A 21,594-nucleotide genomic window follows, 5' to 3' on the forward strand; every position below is an offset into this window, starting at 1 on the left:
GAAATAGTATAAATTTAACAGTATTACACTATACTAGACATAAAAAAATTATATGGAAAAAAAATGCAGTTAACAAATATTACAACTAGAACAAATCTTTTAATAGCATTTATCTCTATATCTTTTACTTTTATTATTTCTGTTTATTTTCAATATAAAAGCTTTGAAGAAGAAATAAAACATGTAAAAGAAGATTTTATTGAACTAAAAAAAAGTGAAATAAAAACTGAAGTTTTAAGAGTTTATAAAAATATAGAAAAAAAAGAAAAAGAAATTAATAATAAAATAAAAGAAAACCTAAAAAAAAGAGTAGCTCTTGCTCATACCATAGCTAATTCGATATATGAAGATAATAAAAACATTAAAAGTGATGAAGAAATTAAATATTTAATTGTTACAGCTTTAAAGAATATTTCTTTTACAAATAAAAGATCTTACTTTTTTATAAATAAAAATGATGGGGAAGCAATACTTTTTAATACAAAATCAATGTTAAATAAAAATATAAATAATTGGAACTTAAAAGATAAAAAAGGTAAAGCCTTTATTCAAGAACAATCAAAAATAGCATTAACTAAAAAAGAAGGTTTTTTAAAAACTCACTTTGTTAAACCTGATTTAAAAGATAATATTCAATATCCAAAACTAAGTTATGTAAAATTATTTTCACCTTATAATTGGCATATTGGAACAGGTGAATATATAGATGATGTAGTCAAAGATATACAAGATACTATCTTAACTGATATTGCTAATATTAGATATGGAAAAGAAGGATATATTTTTGTAAATAGAATTGATAAAAAAGCTTTAATTTTTAATGGAGTAAAACTTGATAAACCCAAAGATTATACAAATACTAAATTATTTAATATTCAACTAGAAAGTATGAAAAAAGGTGATTTTTTTCAATATAATTTTAGAAAGCTAAATACAAAAAAAGAATTTCCTAAAATATCTTTTGTAAAACAATACCATAAATGGGGTTGGATTATTGGAACTGGTTTATATATAGATGAAGTTAATAGCCATATTGAGCTAAGACAAAAAGAAGTAAAAAATAGTATTATATTACAAATTATTAGTTTAGTATTAGTTTCTATTAGTCTATTTATATTAGTTTATTTTATCTCAAAAAATATGTCTGACAAAATAAAAAAGAATATAATAAACTTAATAGGTTCCTTTAAAACAGCATCAAAAAAAAGTAAAAAAATAAATACATCTCTACTAACTTATGATGAATTTGAAGACTTAGCAAATAGTTTAAATCAGACTCTAAAATCAAGAAATAAAGCTATTCTTAAACAAAAAAACTATTTAGATATCATAGATGAAAATGTTATAACCTCTTCTACAGATAAAGAAGGAATAATAACAAATGCTAGTAATGCTTTTTGTAATATTTCTAAATATTCAAAAAAAGAACTTATAGGTTCCTCACATAATATAATCCGTCATCCAGATGTTCCTAAAAAATTTTATGAACAAATGTGGGAAACTTTAAATAGTGGTAAAGTATGGAAAGGTGAAATAAAAAATCTAAGAAAAGATGGAAAAGAGTATTGGGTAGATGCAATAATCCAACCTATATATAAAAATAAAGAAATAGTTGGATATACAGCTATAAGACATGATATTACAGATAAAAAGAAAGTTGAATACTTATCAATAACAGATGAGTTAACAGGATTAAGAAATAGAAGATTCTTTAATGAAGTAATTAAAGATGAACTATTAAGAGCTAAAAGAAATAAATCTTTTCTTACATTTATGATGTTAGATATTGATTACTTTAAAAAATATAATGATACTTATGGACACCAAAAAGGAGATGAAGCTTTAAAAGAAGTAGCAAAAGCTTTAAAAAGTCTATGTAAAAGAGGTGGAGATTATTCTTTTAGGTTAGGAGGAGAAGAATTTGGTGTTTTATTTATAAGTGAAAATACCCAAGGTTCAGAAACGTTTGCAAATAAATTTTTAAAAGAAGTTGAAGCCTTAAATATTGAGCATAAAGAAAGTTTAGTATCAAAAAATATCACTGTCTCAATTGGCTTAGTTACGAAACAAGCTAATACAGTTAAAAATGAAGATGAATTATATAAACTAGCTGATGATGCTTTATATGAAGCAAAAAAAAATGGAAGAAACCAAGTAGTAGTAAAAGTAGTATAAATATACGCTTTTACTATCTTTTTAAATGCCCAGCTAAAAATCCACTTGAAAAAGACCATTGAAGATTATAACCACCACATGGTCCATCTAAATCCATAACTTCACCACAGAAATATAAACCATCAACTATTTTACTTTGCATTGTATTTGGGTTTATCTCTTTTAAGCTTACTCCACCTCTTGTAATCATAGCTTTTTTAAAGCCTACTGAGTCAGTAACTGTAAATGGTGTATTTGCTACTATTTTTACTAAATCATTTCTTGTCTGACCATCTTGGTCTTTAAACTTTTTATCAAGTTTTGCGTTTACTTGTAAACATAACTCTTTTGATACAGAAGCTGGTAAAAGAGTACTTAAAAGCTCAACTACATTTGCATCAGGCTTTAAAGTGGCTTGCTTTTTCAAATGTTGAAAAATCTCATCTTCACTTTTACCTTTTACCATATTTATTAAAAGTGGAACTTCATCATACTTTTCAAGTAAAGGAGTAATTTCCCTAGAAAAATCTAAAATAACTGGACCTCTTAAGCCCTTTGATGTAAAAATCAAGTCTCCAACAGCTTTTAATTTTTTAGCTTTTTTTAAATCAATTCTCACAATTGCTTTAGCAATAGTATCAGCTGTACAGTTTGCTACCCAAGTCTCTTTAGTATAAACAGGAAGCATAGCAGGATAAAGGTCTGTTACTTTATGTCCTAACTCTTTTGCAAACTCATAACCATCACCATTTGCTCCAAGCATAGGAAATCCTAGTCCTCCTGTTGCTACTATTACATTTGGTGCTTCAAAATTACCTTTTTGTGTTTGAACTCCTGTGATTTTTGTATTATCACATAAAAGTCTATCAACTTTACAATCACATAAGACTTCTACATCAAGTCTTTCTAACTCTTTTTGTAAAGCATTTATAATTGTAGAAGAGTTATGAGTAATAGGGAAAATTCTAAAACCATCTTTTGTATCTGTTTGAACACCTATACTTGAGAAAAACTCTCTTAAATCATTTTTATCAAGCATATTAATAGCAGTCATCATAAACTTACCATTTCTTCCAAAAGAGCTCATAAAATCCTCTTTACTTAAAGTATTAGTTAGATTACACTTTCCTCCACCTGTTGCTTTTAATTTTGCACCAAGGGAACTTAGCTTTTCTAAAAGTAAAACATCAAATCCTAATTTTTTTGCAGTTATTGCTGCAATCATTCCAGCTCCACCAGAACCAATTACTATTACATCATATTGTTTTTTCATGGCGTAATCATAACCAAAGATTGTTAAAAACTTTGATATACTTCATTTATGAAAATAAGAGTCGGAACATTTAATTTATTTCAATTTGTAGAACCACCATATAGTTGGTATGAAAAAAAAGACAAATTCACCCAAGAACAATGGATAGAGAAAAGAGCTTGGATTAAAAACCAAATAACATCAATGAACTGTGATGTTATTGGTTTTCAAGAAGTATTCTCTCAAAATGCCCTAAAAGATTTATGTAAAGAGCTAGGCTTTGAATACTTTATAACAGTTGATACACCAAAAGTTCATGAAAAAAATGAACTCATATATGTAAGTACAACTGTTGCACTTGCTTCTAAGTACCCAATATCAAATATAAAAAGTGTCAAAAAACATACACCAAGTTTAAAAAAACATCATTTTAAAAGTGATTTTAAGTTTGCAAGAACTCCAATAAAAGCTGATATTACAATTCCAAATAAACAAGATATTACAATATATGTTTGTCATCTAAAATCAAATAGAGAAAATGAGTTTGAATATATCTTCAATGAAAACCATACCCTTGAAGAAAAAAACCAACAAGTTCAAAAAGCTTTAAAAGAAAACTTTAGTAAATCACTAAAACAAAGACTTTGCGAGGCTTCTTCACTATTTTTTGATATGAAAAAACAAAAAGATAAACCTTATATTTTAGTATGTGATTTAAATGATAGACTTCATGCACTAACTATTGATGCCCTATCAAACAACAAGTATCATGATGAAACTAGAAAAGAGACATTTATTTTAAAAGATGCCTACTATGAACATGAAAGAAAAATATATAATCCTCATCCCGAACAAAAAGAAATACAAAGAGAAGCTACAAGTTATTTTATTGGAAAAGGAAATGTTTTAGATTTTATTTTTATAAGTAATCATTTTAGTAAAAAAAATAAAAATGCAATTGCTAAGGTAAGCAATTATGAATTATTCAATAAACATATTGAAGAAAATCATGCTGGTTCAATCTTAAAAAGTGATCATGCGCAAGTAGTTTGTGAGTTAAATTTCAAAAAAGATTAAAAACTTAACAAAAAATACACTTTTTATACATGAGTTCATATTATAATACACTCAGAGATAAATTAAACCCATTAATTTATTCATAGAGTAAGCAGTAGTATGCTTCCTTTAACTCCTCCTTATAAAAGAGAAAAGTTTTTGTGCTTAACTTTTCTCTTTTTTTCTAAAATTCTTAAAAAACTTATTTTCATTAGTATCAAAATTATTTTTATATGTTATAATTTTCGTTATACCTTTATAAGGAAGATAAATGAGTGCAAATAGTATAGATACAGAAGTTATCGAAAATATTAAATTAGCGTTAAATACTAAAGATATTAAAGTTATGGAAGAATTAAAGCATCATGTATCATCAAATGTAAGAAGATCATTAGCAAGAAATACAAAACTACCTACTTCTATAGCTAATTACTTAGCTTATGATCCATCTATGAATGTATCATATATGGCATTACAAAATCCAAATTGTACAGAAAAAAGAGACTTAAGAGAATATGCTAAACACCCTTGTGTATCATGTCAAAAAAGTGAGATTAACTTAAATTGTTATATGTGTAAAAATCTTCAAGATTTTAAATATTAATAGAAGAGAAAAATTCTCTTCTACTTTCTTAAATATTTTAATGTAGTTGCTATAATATCGTCATCATCTTTAGATGGTGATTTTATAGTTTCTTTTGAATCATCATCTTTTACAAATGTTATATTCATTTCATAAGATGAAATAGTTTTTATTTTCTTAGATAAACTTAATATCTTAATCATAATAAGCTCTAAGAACTGTTTCGTTGGAATATCTGGCTTACCAAATCTATCTTCCATCTCTTCTTCAATAGCATAAACAGCTTCTTTATCATGACATTTTGAAAGTCTTCTATAAAGCTCTAATCTTACTCTATCTTCTGTAATATACTCATCAGATAAATATGCTGAAATAGCAAGTTTAATATCAACCGTTTTATTCTCTTCTTTTGTTTCACCACTTAAACTAGCTAAGGCTTCTTCTAACATCTTAAGATATAAACCATAACCTATTTGCTTGATATGACCACTTTGAGCTTCACCTATGATATTTCCACCACCTCTTATTTCTAAGTCTTGGTGAGCAAGTGCAGTTCCACTTCCTAAATATGAGTTTGATTCTAAAGCAACAAGTCTTTTTACTGCATCATTTGTGATTTGTTTTTTATCTTCTACAACATAATAACAGAATCCTTCCTTGTCACTTCTACCAACTCTTCCTCTTAACTGATGTAAATCAGCAATACCAAATCTATCAGCACCATCAATAATAATAGAGTTTGCATTTGGTAAATGAAGACCTGATTCAACAATAGATGTAGCTAGTAAAATATCAAACTCTTTGTTTTCAAATGCATCAATAATTTTTTCAGCTTGAGCAGGTTTTATCTTAGAGTGAATAACTTCAACTTTAATATTTGGGATAATCTCTTCAATATCACTTTTTTTAGCCTCAATTGAAGCAATATTATTATGAACATAGAAAAGCTGTCCACCCCTTCTTTTCTCTCTTAAGATTATCTCTTTGATAAGTTTTTCACTATACTCTTTAACATAAGTTCTAACCCCTAATCTCTCACTTGGCGGAGTAAGTAAAGCACTCATACCTTTTAGTTTTGATAAGGCAAGATTTAAAGTTCTTGGAATTGGAGTTGCACTCATAGAGAAAATATGAACATCTTCTCTTAATGCTTTTAGTTTCTCTTTTTGTTTTACACCAAATTTATGCTCTTCATCAATAACAACTAAAGCTAAATCATTTGTCTTAACTCCAAGTAGTGAGTGAGTTCCCACAACTAGTTTAATCTCACCTGATTCAAGACCTTTTTTGATATGGTTTTTCTCTTTAGTTGAAGTTTTCCCATCAAGCTTAGCCATAGGAAAACCATACTGCTCGAACCTTTTTTGCATTCCATGAAAGTGCTGTGTAGCAAGAAGTGTTGTAGGACACACAAATAAAGCTTGTTTACCATCTAAAACAACAGCTAAAAGTGCATTCATAGCAACTTCTGTTTTACCAAAACCAACATCACCTGATAAAAGTCTATCCATAACTCGGCCACTACTTAAATCAGTAAAAATATCTCTAACAGCTTTTGATTGATCTTTTGTGTACTCAAAGCCTGCATTATTTTGGAATTCAAGTAAGGCTTGTTTATCTGTATTTATTTTTACACCATTTATAAGCTCTCTTGCTGCTGCTATTTTGATAATATCATTCGCAATAGCAAATAGTTTGTCTTTTACTTTATCTTTTAGCTTAGCAAAACTTCCTTTTCCAAGCTTATCAACAGTTGCATAAGAACTTCCATCAGCTACATATCTATCAATTAAATCTATATTTTCAACAGGAATTAAAAGCTTATCATCCCCTGCGTACATAACAATAACAAAGTCTCTTTTAGCTCCCATAACTGTAACAGGCTCTATTCCTTTATATTGTCCAATACCGTGTTTTTCGTGAACTACAAAATCATTTTCTTGAAGTTCATCAAGTACTAGTTTTACTCTTTTCTTTCTTCTTGTTTTTATCTCTTTATTTAAAGAAATGATAATTTCATCATCACCAATAAGATTTAAGATATATGGTTCGATTATATAGTTTATATTTGTATCACTAAGTTCTAAATCAAAAGCTTTTATTTTAGCTTCTGATGAAGAGATAATATTTACTTTTTTGCCCTCATGAAAAGAGATAAACTCTTTTACATTTGCAGGAGCTATTTCTTGATAGTTTTTTGCTTTATAAATTTGAGGAGTTGCTAAAAACTTATCTTTATTTAGTCTCTTATCTTCAAATACATAAACTTCTTCTAACTCATCTAAAGCTTCTTGTGTAATAAAGCTATTCATATTTTGAGGTAAATACTCGCCTAAATCATTTAAATACCAAAACCCAAGGGAGTGAATATCTTTTACAAAAGTATCAGATTCTACACTTTGAACTTGTTCATTAATACCCTCAAAAGTTTCTTCATCAAGTGCTAAAAAAGCAGGAGTAATTGTAAAACTTTCAATCTCTTCTTTAAAAGACTTTTGATCTTCAATATCAAACTTTCTAATACTTTCAACCTCATCGTCAAAGAAAGATACTCTATATCCAAACTCACTTCCTAAAGGACAAATATCTAAAATATCTCCTCTTATAGAAACCTCAGCTTCTGAGGTTACAATATCAACAAAATAATAACCCCAATTGTAAAGTTTTGATTTTAACTCTTCAAGATTTATGGTATCAGCAAAAGCTATTTCATAGTTATCAAAACATTGTGCTTTTGGCATAGGATAAGAGATTGTTCGAATAGGTGAGATTAAAATTTTATTTTGCTTTTTATAGTTATAAAAACCATTTAAAGCTTTAGTAATATCTTGTAACTCTTCACTAAAAGATAATAAATCATCTCCAAAATTAGCTCTAAAATCAGATAATACAAAAGGAGTAAAACCCAAATAAGAAACAATATCATTTGCTATTTGAGCTTGTTTATCATCATTTACAATTAAAAGCTCACACTCTTTTAATCTTTTTTCATCTTTTAAGTTTTTTAAAAATTCGTAAATACTTTTCACTATTTCTCTTCTTTTAACTCTTCAAAAAATCCAGTATTTTTATCAAAATAATAAGGAGGGTAAGGTGTTTCATTTAATAAAAATACTAGATTTGCTTCTTCAAAACCTGCTTTTAAAAGACCTTCTTTAAATACCTCTAAAATATAAGCTTTTGTTGTATAAAAAGTTGTTGTTGAAAAAGAAGTATATACATGTTTTTCTCCTTCAACTGCTTTAAAACTTTCTCTTTTTAAAAACTTTTCTAATTTCTTTTCATCTTTTAAGCCACCAACATCAAGTAAAACTAATACATCAACTTTCTCTTCTGCCATAAATTTTCCTTTTTGCTTTTTCTTTGTGCGTATTGTATTTAAAATATCATTAATTTGGAATTTTAAAGAATTTATTAAAAAATAATCTTCTATCTATACTGTACCTACTATTTTAGTTATAATATAATTTTAAGGAGTAATAAATAATGAAACGTAGGGATTTTATAAAAAAAAGTGCAACTGCTACTACAGCAATATTAGGTTTTCCTGCAATTTTAAGTGCAAAAAACAAATATCCCACAATAAAAGTATTAGGTACTCATGTTACGTTACAAGAACAAATAAGATTAAGAGCGCAAAAAGAATTAAAAATTAATATTGAGTTTTTTCCAGGAGGAAGTGCTGAGGTTCTAACAAAAGCAATTGCTGATCCAAGTTCATTTGATCTATATGAACAGTGGTCAAACAGTACAAGGCTACTTTGGAATTCAGGAAGTATTCAAGCTATAGATACAAAAAAGTTAACTTATTGGAATGAAATAAATAGTTTAGCTAAAACAGGTAAAATTACTCCTTCTTCTACTACTGCACCAGGTGATTCTCCAAATAAGATTTTATATATTCAAAATGATAAAACTTTAGGTTCAACTCCTAGTGAACAAATCTCTTTTATGCCCTATGTACATAATGTAGATTCATTTGGATATAACTCAAATATAATTAAACAAGGTACTCCTTACGAAAGTGAGAGTTGGGGATGGTTGCTTGATAAAAAGTATAATGGAAAAGTAGCTATTGTAAATGAACCATCTATTGGATTATTTGATTTAATACTAGCTACAAAAGCTCAAGGCTTAGTTGATTATAAAGATATAGGAAATCTTACTATTAAAGAAATTGACGCTTTATTTAATGTATTATTTAAATACAAAAAAGAAAATCATTTTAGAGGTTTTTGGAATTCTGTACCTCACTCTATTGAACTTATGAAAAATAACGAAGTGAATATACAAAGTATGTTCTCTCCAGGAGTTAGTACTTTAAATGAAATGGGTATTCCATGTATTTATGCAGCACCTAAAGAAGGATTTAGAGCTTGGTATGGAGTTATGTGTTTATCTTCTGAATCAAAAGGAGAAAAACAAGAAGCTGCTTATTCTTACATGAATTGGTGGTTATCTGGGTGGCCTGGTGCTTTTATAGCAAGACAAGGATATTATATTTCAAACCCTCAACGATCAAAACCATTAATGAGTCAAGAGGAATGGAACTATTGGTACAAAGGTAAAAAAGCAAAAACTCATTTATATGGAACTAATGGAAAAATATCAGTGAAAAAAGGTATGCAAAGAAGTGGAGGATCTTACATAAATAGATTTAATAATATTGCCGTTTGGAATACAGTAATGCCTAACTTTGATTACACTTTATACAAGTGGAATAAACTTGTTAGAAGAGCATACTAAACAGGATTAAATATGATATTTAAAAATATAAAATTTCAATACAAAATCTATATAATTACCTTTATATTAATAATATTTTTTATCTTAATAACTTATATTTCAAATTTAAATAATAAACATATATTTGAAAATTTAGAAAACTTGAAAAATACTAATTCTTCACTACAATCAACTTTGATTTTATTATCAGATGTTGAACATTTACAAAGGTTAATAATAGAATACACAATGTCCTCAGATAAAGGTTTAATTGAGCCAATAGAAAAATATTTTAATAAAGTTTCAAATCATTCTATACCAAATATTTCTAAAAACAATAATTTCTCTTATATCTATAAAAAGCTCTTAGATAATATAAAGCAGTATAAGAAAAATTATGAGATAGCTAAAAAACAAATACCTTTAAATTTCACTTTAAGAGAAGACTTAAGACATAACAGTAAAAAACTAGAAAATGAACTTGAACAAATCTATAAATTTACTGAGAAAAAAGACTCATTAATAAAAGTAATTTTAATAAGAAAAACTTCTTTAGAAATAGAACGTGCTGTTATAAGATATTTGGAAACAGATAATAGAGTACATATAAAATTTATAAAAAATACTTTTAGTATTATAGAAAATAATTTTAAGATGTTAGAAAAATCAATCAAAATTGATAAAAAGATAATTAATCAAATATCTAATACAATTAAAGAATTCAAAAAAAATGTAAATCAAACAATTGAACATTATAGAACATATTCAATGCTTACAAAAGTAGTAATGCCAGGAGATGTTTATGAGATTTATTTTTATGCAGAAAAATTAAAAACATTAACCCTTACAAAAATTGATTCTGTTCAAGAAATGATTAAATACTATTCAGAATTGAATAAGAAATTTAATTTTTATGGAAGTATAATTTATATATCATTAGTTATATTAAGCTTTATTCTTATTATTCGTATGTTACAAAAGCCTTTAGAAGAGCTTACAATAATGTTTCAAAAACTTTCTAAAGGGGAAGATGATGTATCAATTCCTTCTTATACTCATGATGATAATATAGGTAAATTAATCCAATCAGCTGATATGTATAAACAAAGAAATAAAGAGACTAAAGAACTTTTAAAACAAACTCAAGATTACAAAAATAATCTTGAAATAAAAGTAGAAAATGAAATAAATATAAGAAGAGAACAAGAAAAAGTTTTATTACACCAAGCTAAACTAGCTTCAATGGGTGAAATGATAGGTGCAATAGCACATCAATGGAGACAACCTTTAAATGAATTAAGTATACGTATTCAAAAAATTAAATATACTTATGCAAAAGGTAAAATAGATGATGAATATATTCAAGAGTTTATTTATAAAAATAAAAAAACGATAGATTTTATGAGTAAAACTATCGATGATTTTAGAAACTTTTTTAGAATTGATAAAGAAAAAATACAATTCAAAGTGAAAAAAGCCATTGAAGATATTATAGAAATTCAAACATCTCAACTTAAAAACTATAATATTAAAGTAGAAATTTTAGGACAAGAATTAGTAATAAATGGATTTAAAAGAGAATTTCAACAAGTAATTGTAAATCTTCTTAGTAATTCAAAGGATTCATTTATATCAAAGCAAGTCAAAAAACCTTTAATTAAAATTATCATTGATAAAAATAAAATTCTTTTCCAAGATAATGCAGGAGGTTTTTCAGAAGATATTATAGAAAGAGTTTTTGAACCTTACTTTACTACAAAAGAACAAGGTGAAGGAACTGGAATTGGTTTATATATGTGTAAGATGATTATAGAAGATAATATGAATGGAAAAATATCTGCATCAAATAAAAATGATGGTGCAGTAATTATGATTGAATTTAATAAAGAGGAAGTTAAAAATGCAAAAAGTTAACTCTATATTATATGTAGAAGATGAAAAAAATGTACAAGAAGAATTAGCAGAAGTATTAGAGTTTTACTGTGAAAACCTATATCTTGCAGATGATGGGAAACAAGGATTAAAACAGTTTATACAATACAAGCCTGACATTATTATAACTGACATTAAAATGCCAATTATGGATGGAATTGAAATGTCTAAGAAAATAAAAGAGATAAATAAAGAACAACATATTATATTTACAACTGCTTTTAGTGATATAGATTTTTTTCAAGAAGCAATTGAACTACAAGTTGATGGATACATCATAAAACCTATTGATTTAACTCTATTAGAAAATAAAATCGAAAGTGTTATAAAAAATATAAAGTTAAAAGAAGAATTGTTTGAAAAAGAACAAATGTTATTACAAACTTCAAAACTAGCTTCAATGGGAGAAATGATTGGTAATATTGCTCACCAATGGAAACAACCTTTATCAATAATTTCTACTTGTGCAAGTAGTCTAATAATAGAACATGACCTTGACCAAATAAATAAAGAAAGTGTTCTTGCACGTTCTGAAAATATAATGACTCAAACAGAGTATTTAAATAATACAATTAATGATTTTACAGATTTTTTTAAACCAAATGAGCATAATAATAACTATAATGTAAAAAGATTTTTAGATAAATGTATAGATTTAGTTCATAGTTCTTTTGAAGCAAATACTATTGAAACAATGAAAGAAGTAGATGATAAAATCAACTCTTATGGAGATCCAAGCCAATTAACACAAGCAATAATTAATATTTTAAATAATGCAAAAGATGCTCTAAAAGCAGCCGAAAAACTACAAAAAAAACTTGTTTTTATAGTTACAGCAAAAGAAGATAATCATAACAATATTGAATTAATTATTAAAGATAATGCAGGTGGTATTCCTGAAAATATAATAGAAAATGTATTTGATCCTTATTTTACTACAAAATCAAAAGATGAAGGTACAGGATTAGGTTTATATATTACTAAAACTATTATTACTAAAAAACTTAAAGGTGATATAAAAGTAGAAAATGAAGTATTTGACTTTGAAGGTATAACATACAAAGGTGCAAAGTTTACTATAACACTACCACTTGCTAATCATGATTAACAAGTGGTATAAAATAGTACTTTTATAAAAAAGTAGAAACTAAACCAATTAGTCCACCAAAAACAGCACCCCAAACAACTAACCACCCAAGATGTTCTCTTATGATTTTTTGAATCATTTCTTTTACCATTTTAGGTGTTAATTCATCTAATCTTTTATTTACAATTGAACTTAATTTATTGTAAATATCATCACTTAAATCATCTGATTTTAGTGCTTCATTTAAAACAGCTTGAAAAGAATCACTTTTTGAAATATCAACTATTGAACTTCTAAGCTTTTTAGTAAAAGGCTCTTTTAATGGCTCTAAAGCTTGCTCTCCACCAAACATACCTAACATTCCACCAAAAGACGACTCCATTACAGCACTTTTTAGTGAATCATAAGCAGGTGTAAAATCAGTTTTATTTAAGATTTTTTCAAAATCAACAGTGTTTTTAGCACTGCTTACCTCATCTTCAAAAAATCTTTTTAAATGCTCTTTTGTAAAAAATTGATTCATTAATAAATCATGAATTGATTTTTTAAATTGTGAGAATTTATTTTCAATTACACCTGAACCATAAAGATATGGTACTTTCTCAAAAAGCATATAAATTGCTAATGTATTTGTAAGCGAACCACTTAATGCAAAAAGACCTACTGTAAAAATAGTATCATAGCCATTTGAGTAGCCATAAGCCATAAGCAGTAAAGCTGCTAAATTTGTAATATCAGATTTATTCATTTGTAAAATCCCCTTCTTAAAAAGGAAATTTTAACATAATTTTTGTAAGAAAAGTTTTTAAAGATTTACTTTTATTTATGGTCACTAAAAAAGGTTACTGTTACCTTTTTGTAATCAAAGCAAACTACAATTACATTAAGGAGAATATAAATGATAGATGTACAAAAAGAGATAGAAAAAAAGTTTCCAAATATAAATAAAAAGCAGAACTTTTTAAAAAAATCTTTATTTAAAATAGCTAGAAAAATAGTTCATGAAGACTCAATAAATCAGTTCTTATCAAAAAATGACCATCTAAAAGGTTTTGAATTTGTTGATGCAGTTTTAGACTATTTTGATTTTGACTACACTGTGTCAAGTAATGATTTACAAAATATCCCTAGTTCAGGAAAAGTGGTAATAATTGCTAACCATCCATTAGGTGGATTAGATGCACTTTGTTTATTAAGACTAATATCTCAAGTAAGAAAAGATGTAAAAATTGTTGCCAATGATTTTTTAGCAGGATTTGAAGCTTTAAATTCACTTTTAATTCCAATTGATAATTACAAACTTAGACAATCAAAAAATGATATAAAAAAAATATATGAAGCTTTAAATAATGAAGAAGCCATTATTATTTTTCCAGCAGGAGAAGTTAGCCGTGCAACTTCAAAAGGTATAAAAGACCCTGCATGGAGTAAAGGTTTTTTAAACTTTGCACAAAATACAGGTGCGCCAATACTTCCTATATATTTAAATGCTAAAAACTCTAAAACTTTCTATACGGTTTCTGTTTTAAATAAAACTTTCTCAACACTTCTTTTATCAAATGAAATGTTCAAAAAGAAATCAAAAAGAATCAATATAAAAATTGGGGAGATTATTCCAAATGAAAATATCATACCAAAAGGTATAAATAAAAAATTTTTAGTAAATTTATATAGAAAACACTTATACGCTCTAAAAAAAGGGAGAAAATCTTTTTTCCAAACTCAATCTGCAATTGCCCATCCTCAAAGAAGAGCTGATATTTTAAGTGAGCTTAAAAACTCACAATTAATAGGTGAAACAAAAGATGGAAAAGAAATCTATCTTTATGATTATACAGAAGACTCTGTTGTATTAAAAGAGTTAGGAAGACTAAGGGAAATATCTTTTAGAAAAGTTGGTGAAGGTATAAATAAAAAAAGAGATACAGACAAATTTGACATATATTACCAACATATTATTTTATGGGATAAAAACGATTTAGAAATAGTTGGTTCTTATAGAATTGGAAATTCTAATTTTATTTATAAAAACATTGGGGTAAAAGGTTTCTATTCAAATAAACTATTTAATTACAATGAGGATATGATACCATATTTACAAAATTCAATTGAACTTGGAAGAAGTTTTGTTCAACCTAAATATTGGGGTACAAGAGCTTTAGACTATCTATGGTATGGAATTGGAGCTTATCTTAAAAAGAATCCACAAATAAAATATATGTTTGGCCCCGTATCAATGAGTGCTTCTTTACCAAAAGTAGCCAGAGATATGATGGTTTATTATTATTCACATTACTTCAAGTGTAAAAATACACCAGTAACAGCAAAACTTCCATATCAATACTCTACAAATATAAATGAAGTTAAAGAACTATTTGATTTAAATGATAAAAAAAGCGATTTTAAGTTTCTAAAATCAACTCTTTCAAATATGAATTGTGCAGTACCTACACTTTATAAACAATACTCAGATATTGCACAAGATGATGGTGTAAAATTTTGTGATTTTAATATAGATCAAGAGTTTGCTGATTGTATCGATGGGTTTATTATAGTCGAAGTAGCAAAAATAAAAGAGAGTGCTAGAAAAAGATATATAGATAAGGATTAGTCCTTATCTATATAAAATTAATCCAATCTACAATACATAACTTCATCAACAACTGATTTAGCTATTTGATCAGTTTCTACAATAATATGTTCTAAGTGTAAGCCTTCAAGTACTTTTTTATCTTGTTCACTTGTAACAGTTATAATAGTTTTTGCATTATGAGTTAACTCATCTACAGCATGACATATAAGCTGTAAGGCTTCTGGATTATTAACAGCAACAATAACAGCTGAAGCTTTTTTAATATTTACAGAATTTAATATATGTTTATGGGCAGCATTTCCAAATACAATTGGTTCACCACTTTGCTCACCCATTTTATAAAACTTCATATTATGTTCAATTACAACATAATCTTGTCCTAACATTTTTAATTCTTTTACAATTGATTGACCAAATCTTCCATATCCAAGTACTACAACGTGGTTTTGCTTATCTTCATCAACATGATGTGCTGAATTTATCATCATCACATCTTCTTTTATAAGTTTTGCTGCTGCTTTTGATAAATTCTTTAAAATTAATGGTGTTAAAACCATTGAAATTACAATAGTTACTATTAATATTTGAGAATAAGTAGGATCAACTAAATCCTGACTTCTAGCTAATTCTAAAATTGCTAGTGAAAACTCCCCTATTTGAATCAAAGATAAAGCTGTTTTAAAAGCAACTCTTTTATTATCTTCAAATCTTACAATTGTGTAGATAATAATATATTTTAATCCCATTAAAACTGGAAGTAAAAGTAAAATAATCCAAATATATTCAGCAATTACAGTAAAGTTTATTTGCATACCAACTGTAATAAAAAATACCCCAAGTAAAATATTTCTAAAAGGTATTAAGTCAGCTTCAACTTGGTGTTTAAATTTTGTTTCACTTATCATCATACCTGCTACAAATGCTCCAAGAGAATAAGTAAAACCAAAATAATGAGCCATATAAGAAGAACCAATTGCTAGTAAAAGAACTGAACCTACAAAAAGTTCATCTGTTTTTGTTTTTGAAACAAGTGTTAAAAAAGGTTCAAGTAAATATTTTCCTGAAACATAAAGAAGTGTTAATAAAATAAACGCTGCAATTAAAGTTTCAAATATCATATACCCTACACTTTTATCATCACCCATTGTAAAAAAAGATATCATAAGAAGAATAGGAATTACTGCAATATCTTGCATAATTAAGATACCTAAAACACGTCTACCATGAGGCCTATTTATTTCTTTCGTTTCATTAAAAGTTTTAAGTACAATAGCTGTAGAAGATAAAGCTAAAGCAGCTCCAATAATTACAGAAGTTTCAGTTGAAAGACCTATTACAAAATAACAAACTAAAAATACAAATACAGCAGTTACACTTATTTGCAAACTACCTGTAACAAAAACCTCTTTTTTCATCTTTTTTAAATGCTCTATTGAAAACTCTAATCCAATAGTAAACATTAAAAAAACAACCCCAAATTCAGCTATTTCTTTTAAAGTATGATTATTTACAGCATCATGAAGTTCAAAGGCATAAGCTATAATTGTCCCTGTAAAAATATATCCGATAATTGTAGGTAAATGAAATCTTTTTAAAATAAGATTTATTATTAATGCAATTGCAATTGTTGAGACAATAATCCCTAACATTTATATTCTCCTTTATTTATAGTGCATCTGCTTATAACCTTCAAGTCTTTTTTTATAAGCAGAGTTTAACATAGCATTTTTAGAATCTAAAAAATCAATGGCTAAACACTCTTGATTTCCTCTTCCAATTCTTCCTAAATATTGTACAAGTCTTCCATAATATGAGATTGGTGTTGCAAATAAAATTGTATTTAAATGTGGAAAATCAATTCCTTCACCAAAATATGAGGTTGTAGCTAAAATCAAAGAAGACTTACTAACTTTTTTCATATTTTCAACTTGTTCTTTTTTATTCATACTTCCATGGATGCTAACATATTCAATATTTTCATTATTTAACATATTTTCTAAAATATTAATATGCTCAATTCTATCTGTTAGAACTAAAATCTTTCTAGTTATATTATCTTTTATTTGCTGAATTATTAAGTTATTTCTCTCACCATCAAGGCAAAGTTCATTAATTATAGTAGCATAATTATCACCTTGACTTACAAAATTAGTTCTTACTATCTTTAGTTTGTTATTATGGGTTCTTTTTTTCTTATATTCATAAGCTACATCACCTAATTGCTGAAATAAAATTGGCTGTAAACCATCTTTTCTATTTGGTGTTGCACTTAAGCCTAAAAGATATTTCCCTTTGAAGTTTTTTATTATTTGTTCGAAAGTAACTGCTGGAATATGATGACATTCATCAACAATTACAAAAGAATAGTTATTTATTACCTCAGGAGAATTTTTCAAGCTTTGCATAGTTGCCACATCAATTATGCCATTTAGTTTGTTTTTACCTTTTCCTAAATAGCCTATATCTTTTTTATTATATTCAAAATAATCTACAAATCTTTCAATCCATTGATTTAAAAGCATATTCTTATTTACTACTATTATCGTACTAACTGCTCTTTTTTCAAACATTTTAGCACCCAATAAAGTCTTTCCAAAACCAGGAGGAGCAACACAAATAGAAAAATCTGTCTTCAAAATCTGTTTTATTGCCTCATCTTGCTCAGGTCTTAAAGTAAATTTTACTTTTTTTGTTTGTATTTGCTCATAGTGTCTTTTATCATCAAATGTATATTTAACTGCATTTTCATTAAAGAAATCAATAATTTTTGATTTAAGACCTCTTGGTAACATAAGATGAGTATCATCTTCTTCAAAACCTTGAATCATTCGAGGAGTATTATACAAAGGTTTTCTCAAACTTAATAATACTTTTATTTGAGGATTTTCAAAAGATGCAAAAGATTTTAGTTTATTTATTAAAGATTTTGATAGCTTAGCAGTTGGAATATAAATAAAATCAAATAAAACCATTTCAATCATATCAAGTGGAAACTCAATATTTCCAAAATCTTTTTCTTCATTAGCAGAAGTACTAACTTGAGAAAACTTATAAATAGTTTGTTTGTCTACTTTTAATGCACTATTTAAAACCATCCATTGGTCTTCATATATTTTATTTGTATTTGCATCTATAAAAACAGTTTTATTCTTTTTTCTATAATTTAAATGCAAAGGAAGTTCAAGACTATATCCTAAGCTGGCTTTTGTAGCAAACTCTTTATTAGGATAAAGCTTAGCAGAAATATTTGCTTTTTTCATTATAAATTTACCAAAGTTATATACTATTTTTGAACTAACTGGCTCTTGAAAAAATATCCATGCTATTAAACTATTATACGAATTCAATTCATAATAAGCTCTAATATTTAAAGAGTTTAATGCTATTTGTAATTTAAATTTATCTTCATCAAGTATTTCAAAAGCTATAAATTTAGAGTTGTTGTTTGAGTCTATACAATAAGTAGCTAAGTGAGATAAGCCTCTTAAGTGTGTTTCTATATCATGATTTGTTAAAGGAAGAAAATCTTCCCCTTTGAAAGTTTGAGTTACAGGATAAAAACCTTGTTTATTTCCATCTTTACTTATCCATTTTTTCGCATAAATATCACTTCTAGCTACAAATAAAGATTTAAAAATTTCTATTTTTTCATCTTTTGTAAAGTTTTTTTTCTGTTTTAGCTCTTCTTTAATTTGTTCTTCTACAGCATTAATCTCTTCTTCTATTTGCTTCTTTTGAGAATAAAGTGCTTCTAGTTTTATTTTAAGATTTTTCATGAGCAATTGCTGATGGACCAACTACAATATTATTGATTTTTTGTTCAATCTCATTATATCTACTTTTAAGCTCTGAATTTTTTCTAATTCCTCTTCCTTCAAACTTTCCCTTAGGGTCAATTACAAGTTCGTTATATCGCATTTCACCTATAACTCTACCCTCTTCTAAAATTTGAACTTCATTACAATCAATCTTACCATCAAAAAGACCATTTACTACTAAGTTATTAGCTTTAATATCTCCAATAACCTCACCTTCTGTTCCAATTGATATAACATCAGCTTCTAAAATAACACCTTCAAATTTTCCATCAATATGAACTGTACCTTTTGTACTAATACCACCAATTATACAAGTGCCTGCAGCAACTACTGTTGCTCCATTTGATGTTGATCCTTTATTAGACTTATTAAAGACTCCCATTGCACTCTCCTTTCACTTTTAAAGATGTAATTATAATTATTTAAATTCCATTTTATAAACTTTTTAGGATTTAAAACTTTATTTGCATATCTTACTTCATAATGTAAATGAGGACCTGAACTTCTACCTGAATTACCAGTAAGACCAATAATTTCACCTTTTTTTACAACTTGACCTACATTTACCATAGTTTTATTTAAATGAGCAAATACAGTTTTAAATCCAAAGTTATGACTTATTCTAATAACTCTACCATAAGAGCCTATATTTCTTGATTGTACATATTCTATAACACCATCAGCAGTAGCTCTAACTGGTGTTTTTTTACTTGCTGGTATATCTAAACCTCTATGAAACTGCCTTTTTTTAGTTATTGGATGAATTCTATAACCAAAACCTGAGGAAGTTGTAATTTTATCTAAAGGTTTTCCATTTGGAATAACCCTTAAGGTATATCTTTTTTTATTGATATTCATAGCTTCAAGAGTTTTTTTTGTAATTTCTTCTGTTGTAGCGTCTTTATCAACACCAATAATTGTATGAATTTCATCAAGCTTTGAACTTAACTCTTCGATATCATTTATTTTACTTTTTATTTGAATAGAATAAAACTTATTTTGTGCTACAAGTTTTTCTTCTTTTTGTGCCAATACTTTTAGCTGATTCTCTTTATCTTTTCTAACTTCATCAACTTCATTACTTAAATAAGATATAAAAGCAAAACTTCCAGTTAATATAAGAAGAATTGCTATAATAACAAATAAAAGTATTTTTTTTATAAACTGATGTAAATTATATGACTTAGTACCTTTTATATCCGAAACAGTAATTATTAATCTATTTTTCATTAAAACCAATCATTGATAGAAATTTCTCTACTACAAGAAAAGACCCAAAAACTAAATACTCTTTATCATCTTTTATTTCAATAGTTTGAAGATTTATTATATTTAAATCTTTTATAATTTTCAATAAATTATTTTTTTCAGCCATTCTTTTATCATCAATATCAATTATAGATATTTCTTTTATTATGGGTTTTAAGATTTTTAAAACTTCTTCATAATCTTTATCGGCATAAGAATTATATATCAAAGTAATTTTTTTATTTTTAAACTCTTCTTTTAAAACTCTTGCTGCAAGAGGATTATGTCCTACATCAATAGTTATATTAGATGCTATTTTTTGACATCTACCAAAAAGTTTTACGTCATCAAATAAAGAAATATCAATATCTATTTTAAGTTCCTCTAAACACTTTATAACTAAATGTAAATTTCTTTTTAAGTACGATGCAAATTTTTCATTTAGATTATATTTATCAAAATCTTTTACAAATTCTATATTTATATTTTTATTTCTTTCATCTTTAATTTGCTTTTGAACTTCAAAAGCACTTTGTTTTACTTCATCATGAATTTGATAGCCAACAAGCATTTTAGTATCAACTGAACGCATTTTTGTAATAGCTATTTTCTCAACACTATTTCCTAAAAAACTTTGATGGTCTAAATCAATAGTAGTAATTAAAGACAAATCATTTGGTACTACATTTGTAGCATCAAACTCACCACCAAGTCCAGCTTCTAAAACTAAATAATCCATATCTTTTGATAAGTAAATAGCTAGAAGTGTTGTGTATTCAAAATATGTAAGTTTTGAAAGTAAATCTACATCATATATATTTTGTAAAAAGTTATGAGCTTCAGTTAGCTTTTCATCACTTACATCACTTCCATCTATCCATATTCTTTCATTGAACTTTACAATATGAGGTGAGCTATAGTGTAATGTTTTATAATTTTTTTTATATAGATAATGAGATAAAAACCTTCCAGTACTTCCTTTTCCATTTGTTCCTACAATATGTATTACAAAAGGAAGTTTTATTTTTTGGCTTAGTATTTCCCAAGAATTTTTTACCGTACTAAAGTCTATCTTGTCATAATAAAGAGTTTTATACTTTAAAAACTCTTCTAAGTTAGCTTGCTTTAAATCAGTAGTCATAAAAA

The 21,594-nt window shown here is 26.6% G+C and carries 16 protein-coding genes; 7 read left to right on the forward strand and 9 right to left on the reverse strand.

The window, feature by feature from the left end:
• The first annotated feature begins 63 nt into the window (after positions 1 to 63).
• Complete coding sequence (locus tag ACH5BK_RS11260) at positions 64 to 2,175, forward strand: cache domain-containing protein (protein WP_404307426.1); 2,112 nt, start codon at positions 64 to 66, stop codon at positions 2,173 to 2,175.
• Between the two features lie 13 nt (positions 2,176 to 2,188).
• Here the strand turns inward: ACH5BK_RS11260 and ACH5BK_RS11265 are convergent, their stop codons facing one another.
• Positions 2,189 to 3,427, reverse strand: coding sequence for an NAD(P)/FAD-dependent oxidoreductase (locus ACH5BK_RS11265; protein ID WP_404307428.1), 1,239 nt, complete (start codon positions 3,425 to 3,427; stop codon positions 2,189 to 2,191).
• Between the two features lie 48 nt (positions 3,428 to 3,475).
• Here ACH5BK_RS11265 and ACH5BK_RS11270 point away from each other — a divergent pair, with 48 nt between their 5' ends.
• The gene (locus ACH5BK_RS11270) at positions 3,476 to 4,483 is read left to right on the forward strand and encodes an endonuclease (RefSeq protein ID WP_404307430.1); all 1,008 of its coding nucleotides are present in this window, start codon (positions 3,476 to 3,478) and stop codon (positions 4,481 to 4,483) included.
• Positions 4,484 to 4,733: 250 nt separating this feature from the next.
• Positions 4,734 to 5,066 (forward strand): hypothetical protein, encoded by a 333-nt coding sequence (locus tag ACH5BK_RS11275; protein WP_404307432.1) that lies wholly within the window; start codon positions 4,734 to 4,736, stop codon positions 5,064 to 5,066.
• Between the two features lie 20 nt (positions 5,067 to 5,086).
• Here ACH5BK_RS11275 and mfd read toward each other — a convergent pair whose 3' ends face one another.
• Both mfd and ACH5BK_RS11285 read right to left on the reverse strand, forming a co-directional pair.
• Positions 5,087 to 8,074, reverse strand: a complete 2,988-nt coding sequence (gene mfd / locus ACH5BK_RS11280) for a transcription-repair coupling factor (RefSeq protein ID WP_404307434.1) — start codon at positions 8,072 to 8,074, stop codon at positions 5,087 to 5,089.
• A complete protein-coding gene (locus ACH5BK_RS11285; RefSeq protein ID WP_404307436.1) occupies positions 8,074 to 8,385 on the reverse strand; it encodes a hypothetical protein in 312 nt (103 codons plus the stop codon). The genes mfd and ACH5BK_RS11285 overlap by 1 nt, the downstream gene beginning before the upstream one ends.
• Before the next feature lie 146 nt (positions 8,386 to 8,531).
• Here ACH5BK_RS11285 and ACH5BK_RS11290 point away from each other — a divergent pair, with 146 nt between their 5' ends.
• The 3 genes from ACH5BK_RS11290 to ACH5BK_RS11300 are packed head-to-tail and all read left to right on the forward strand — an operon-like array spanning position 8,532 to position 12,810.
• Complete coding sequence (locus ACH5BK_RS11290; protein WP_404307438.1) at positions 8,532 to 9,791, forward strand: PotD/PotF family extracellular solute-binding protein; 1,260 nt, start codon at positions 8,532 to 8,534, stop codon at positions 9,789 to 9,791.
• 12 nt (positions 9,792 to 9,803) lie between these two features.
• Complete coding sequence (locus tag ACH5BK_RS11295) at positions 9,804 to 11,684, forward strand: sensor histidine kinase (RefSeq protein WP_404307440.1); 1,881 nt, start codon at positions 9,804 to 9,806, stop codon at positions 11,682 to 11,684.
• The gene (locus ACH5BK_RS11300; protein ID WP_404307442.1) at positions 11,671 to 12,810 is read left to right on the forward strand and encodes a response regulator; all 1,140 of its coding nucleotides are present in this window, start codon (positions 11,671 to 11,673) and stop codon (positions 12,808 to 12,810) included. The genes ACH5BK_RS11295 and ACH5BK_RS11300 overlap by 14 nt, the downstream gene beginning before the upstream one ends.
• Positions 12,811 to 12,832: 22 nt before the next feature.
• Here the strand turns inward: ACH5BK_RS11300 and ACH5BK_RS11305 are convergent, their stop codons facing one another.
• On the reverse strand, positions 12,833 to 13,537 hold the full coding sequence (locus tag ACH5BK_RS11305; protein ID WP_404307444.1) for a DUF445 domain-containing protein: 705 nt from the start codon (positions 13,535 to 13,537) through the stop codon (positions 12,833 to 12,835).
• Positions 13,538 to 13,687: 150 nt separating this feature from the next.
• Between ACH5BK_RS11305 and ACH5BK_RS11310 the strand changes: the two genes are divergently transcribed.
• The gene (locus tag ACH5BK_RS11310; protein WP_404307446.1) at positions 13,688 to 15,400 is read left to right on the forward strand and encodes a lysophospholipid acyltransferase family protein; all 1,713 of its coding nucleotides are present in this window, start codon (positions 13,688 to 13,690) and stop codon (positions 15,398 to 15,400) included.
• Between the two features lie 17 nt (positions 15,401 to 15,417).
• Here ACH5BK_RS11310 and ACH5BK_RS11315 read toward each other — a convergent pair whose 3' ends face one another.
• The 5 genes from ACH5BK_RS11315 to ACH5BK_RS11335 are packed head-to-tail and all read right to left on the reverse strand — an operon-like array spanning position 15,418 to position 21,589.
• The gene (locus ACH5BK_RS11315; protein WP_404307448.1) at positions 15,418 to 17,031 is read right to left on the reverse strand and encodes a cation:proton antiporter; all 1,614 of its coding nucleotides are present in this window, start codon (positions 17,029 to 17,031) and stop codon (positions 15,418 to 15,420) included.
• Between the two features lie 12 nt (positions 17,032 to 17,043).
• The gene (locus tag ACH5BK_RS11320) at positions 17,044 to 19,158 is read right to left on the reverse strand and encodes a TOTE conflict system archaeo-eukaryotic primase domain-containing protein (RefSeq protein ID WP_404307450.1); all 2,115 of its coding nucleotides are present in this window, start codon (positions 19,156 to 19,158) and stop codon (positions 17,044 to 17,046) included.
• Entirely contained in the window at positions 19,145 to 19,582 is a 438-nt protein-coding gene (locus ACH5BK_RS11325; RefSeq protein WP_404307452.1) for a polymer-forming cytoskeletal protein, read from the reverse strand. Before ACH5BK_RS11325 ends, ACH5BK_RS11320 begins: the two co-directional genes overlap by 14 nt.
• Entirely contained in the window at positions 19,528 to 20,430 is a 903-nt protein-coding gene (locus ACH5BK_RS11330; RefSeq protein ID WP_404307454.1) for a M23 family metallopeptidase, read from the reverse strand. Before ACH5BK_RS11330 ends, ACH5BK_RS11325 begins: the two co-directional genes overlap by 55 nt.
• Entirely contained in the window at positions 20,420 to 21,589 is a 1,170-nt protein-coding gene (locus ACH5BK_RS11335) for a bifunctional folylpolyglutamate synthase/dihydrofolate synthase (RefSeq protein ID WP_404307456.1), read from the reverse strand. The genes ACH5BK_RS11330 and ACH5BK_RS11335 overlap by 11 nt, the downstream gene beginning before the upstream one ends.
• Positions 21,590 to 21,594: the final 5 nt, after the last annotated feature.

The organism is Arcobacter sp. YIC-80 (assembly GCF_044841725.1).
Classification (GTDB): Bacteria; Campylobacterota; Campylobacteria; order Campylobacterales; family Arcobacteraceae; genus Arcobacter_B.

Excerpts from the sequence above, each read along its gene's own strand:
- ACH5BK_RS11260 (WP_404307426.1), top strand. The coding sequence starts at position 64 with ATGCAGTTAACAAATATTACAACTAGAACAAATCTTTTAATAGCATTT.
- ACH5BK_RS11265 (WP_404307428.1), bottom strand. The coding sequence starts at position 3,427 with ATGAAAAAACAATATGATGTAATAGTAATTGGTTCTGGTGGAGCTGGA.
- ACH5BK_RS11270 (WP_404307430.1), top strand. The coding sequence starts at position 3,476 with ATGAAAATAAGAGTCGGAACATTTAATTTATTTCAATTTGTAGAACCA.
- ACH5BK_RS11275 (WP_404307432.1), top strand. The coding sequence starts at position 4,734 with ATGAGTGCAAATAGTATAGATACAGAAGTTATCGAAAATATTAAATTA.
- ACH5BK_RS11285 (WP_404307436.1), bottom strand. The coding sequence starts at position 8,385 with ATGGCAGAAGAGAAAGTTGATGTATTAGTTTTACTTGATGTTGGTGGC.
- ACH5BK_RS11290 (WP_404307438.1), top strand. The coding sequence starts at position 8,532 with ATGAAACGTAGGGATTTTATAAAAAAAAGTGCAACTGCTACTACAGCA.
- ACH5BK_RS11295 (WP_404307440.1), top strand. The coding sequence starts at position 9,804 with ATGATATTTAAAAATATAAAATTTCAATACAAAATCTATATAATTACC.
- ACH5BK_RS11300 (WP_404307442.1), top strand. The coding sequence starts at position 11,671 with ATGCAAAAAGTTAACTCTATATTATATGTAGAAGATGAAAAAAATGTA.
- ACH5BK_RS11305 (WP_404307444.1), bottom strand. The coding sequence starts at position 13,537 with ATGAATAAATCTGATATTACAAATTTAGCAGCTTTACTGCTTATGGCT.
- ACH5BK_RS11310 (WP_404307446.1), top strand. The coding sequence starts at position 13,688 with ATGATAGATGTACAAAAAGAGATAGAAAAAAAGTTTCCAAATATAAAT.
- ACH5BK_RS11315 (WP_404307448.1), bottom strand. The coding sequence starts at position 17,031 with ATGTTAGGGATTATTGTCTCAACAATTGCAATTGCATTAATAATAAAT.
- ACH5BK_RS11320 (WP_404307450.1), bottom strand. The coding sequence starts at position 19,158 with ATGAAAAATCTTAAAATAAAACTAGAAGCACTTTATTCTCAAAAGAAG.
- ACH5BK_RS11325 (WP_404307452.1), bottom strand. The coding sequence starts at position 19,582 with ATGGGAGTCTTTAATAAGTCTAATAAAGGATCAACATCAAATGGAGCA.
- ACH5BK_RS11330 (WP_404307454.1), bottom strand. The coding sequence starts at position 20,430 with ATGAAAAATAGATTAATAATTACTGTTTCGGATATAAAAGGTACTAAG.
- ACH5BK_RS11335 (WP_404307456.1), bottom strand. The coding sequence starts at position 21,589 with ATGACTACTGATTTAAAGCAAGCTAACTTAGAAGAGTTTTTAAAGTAT.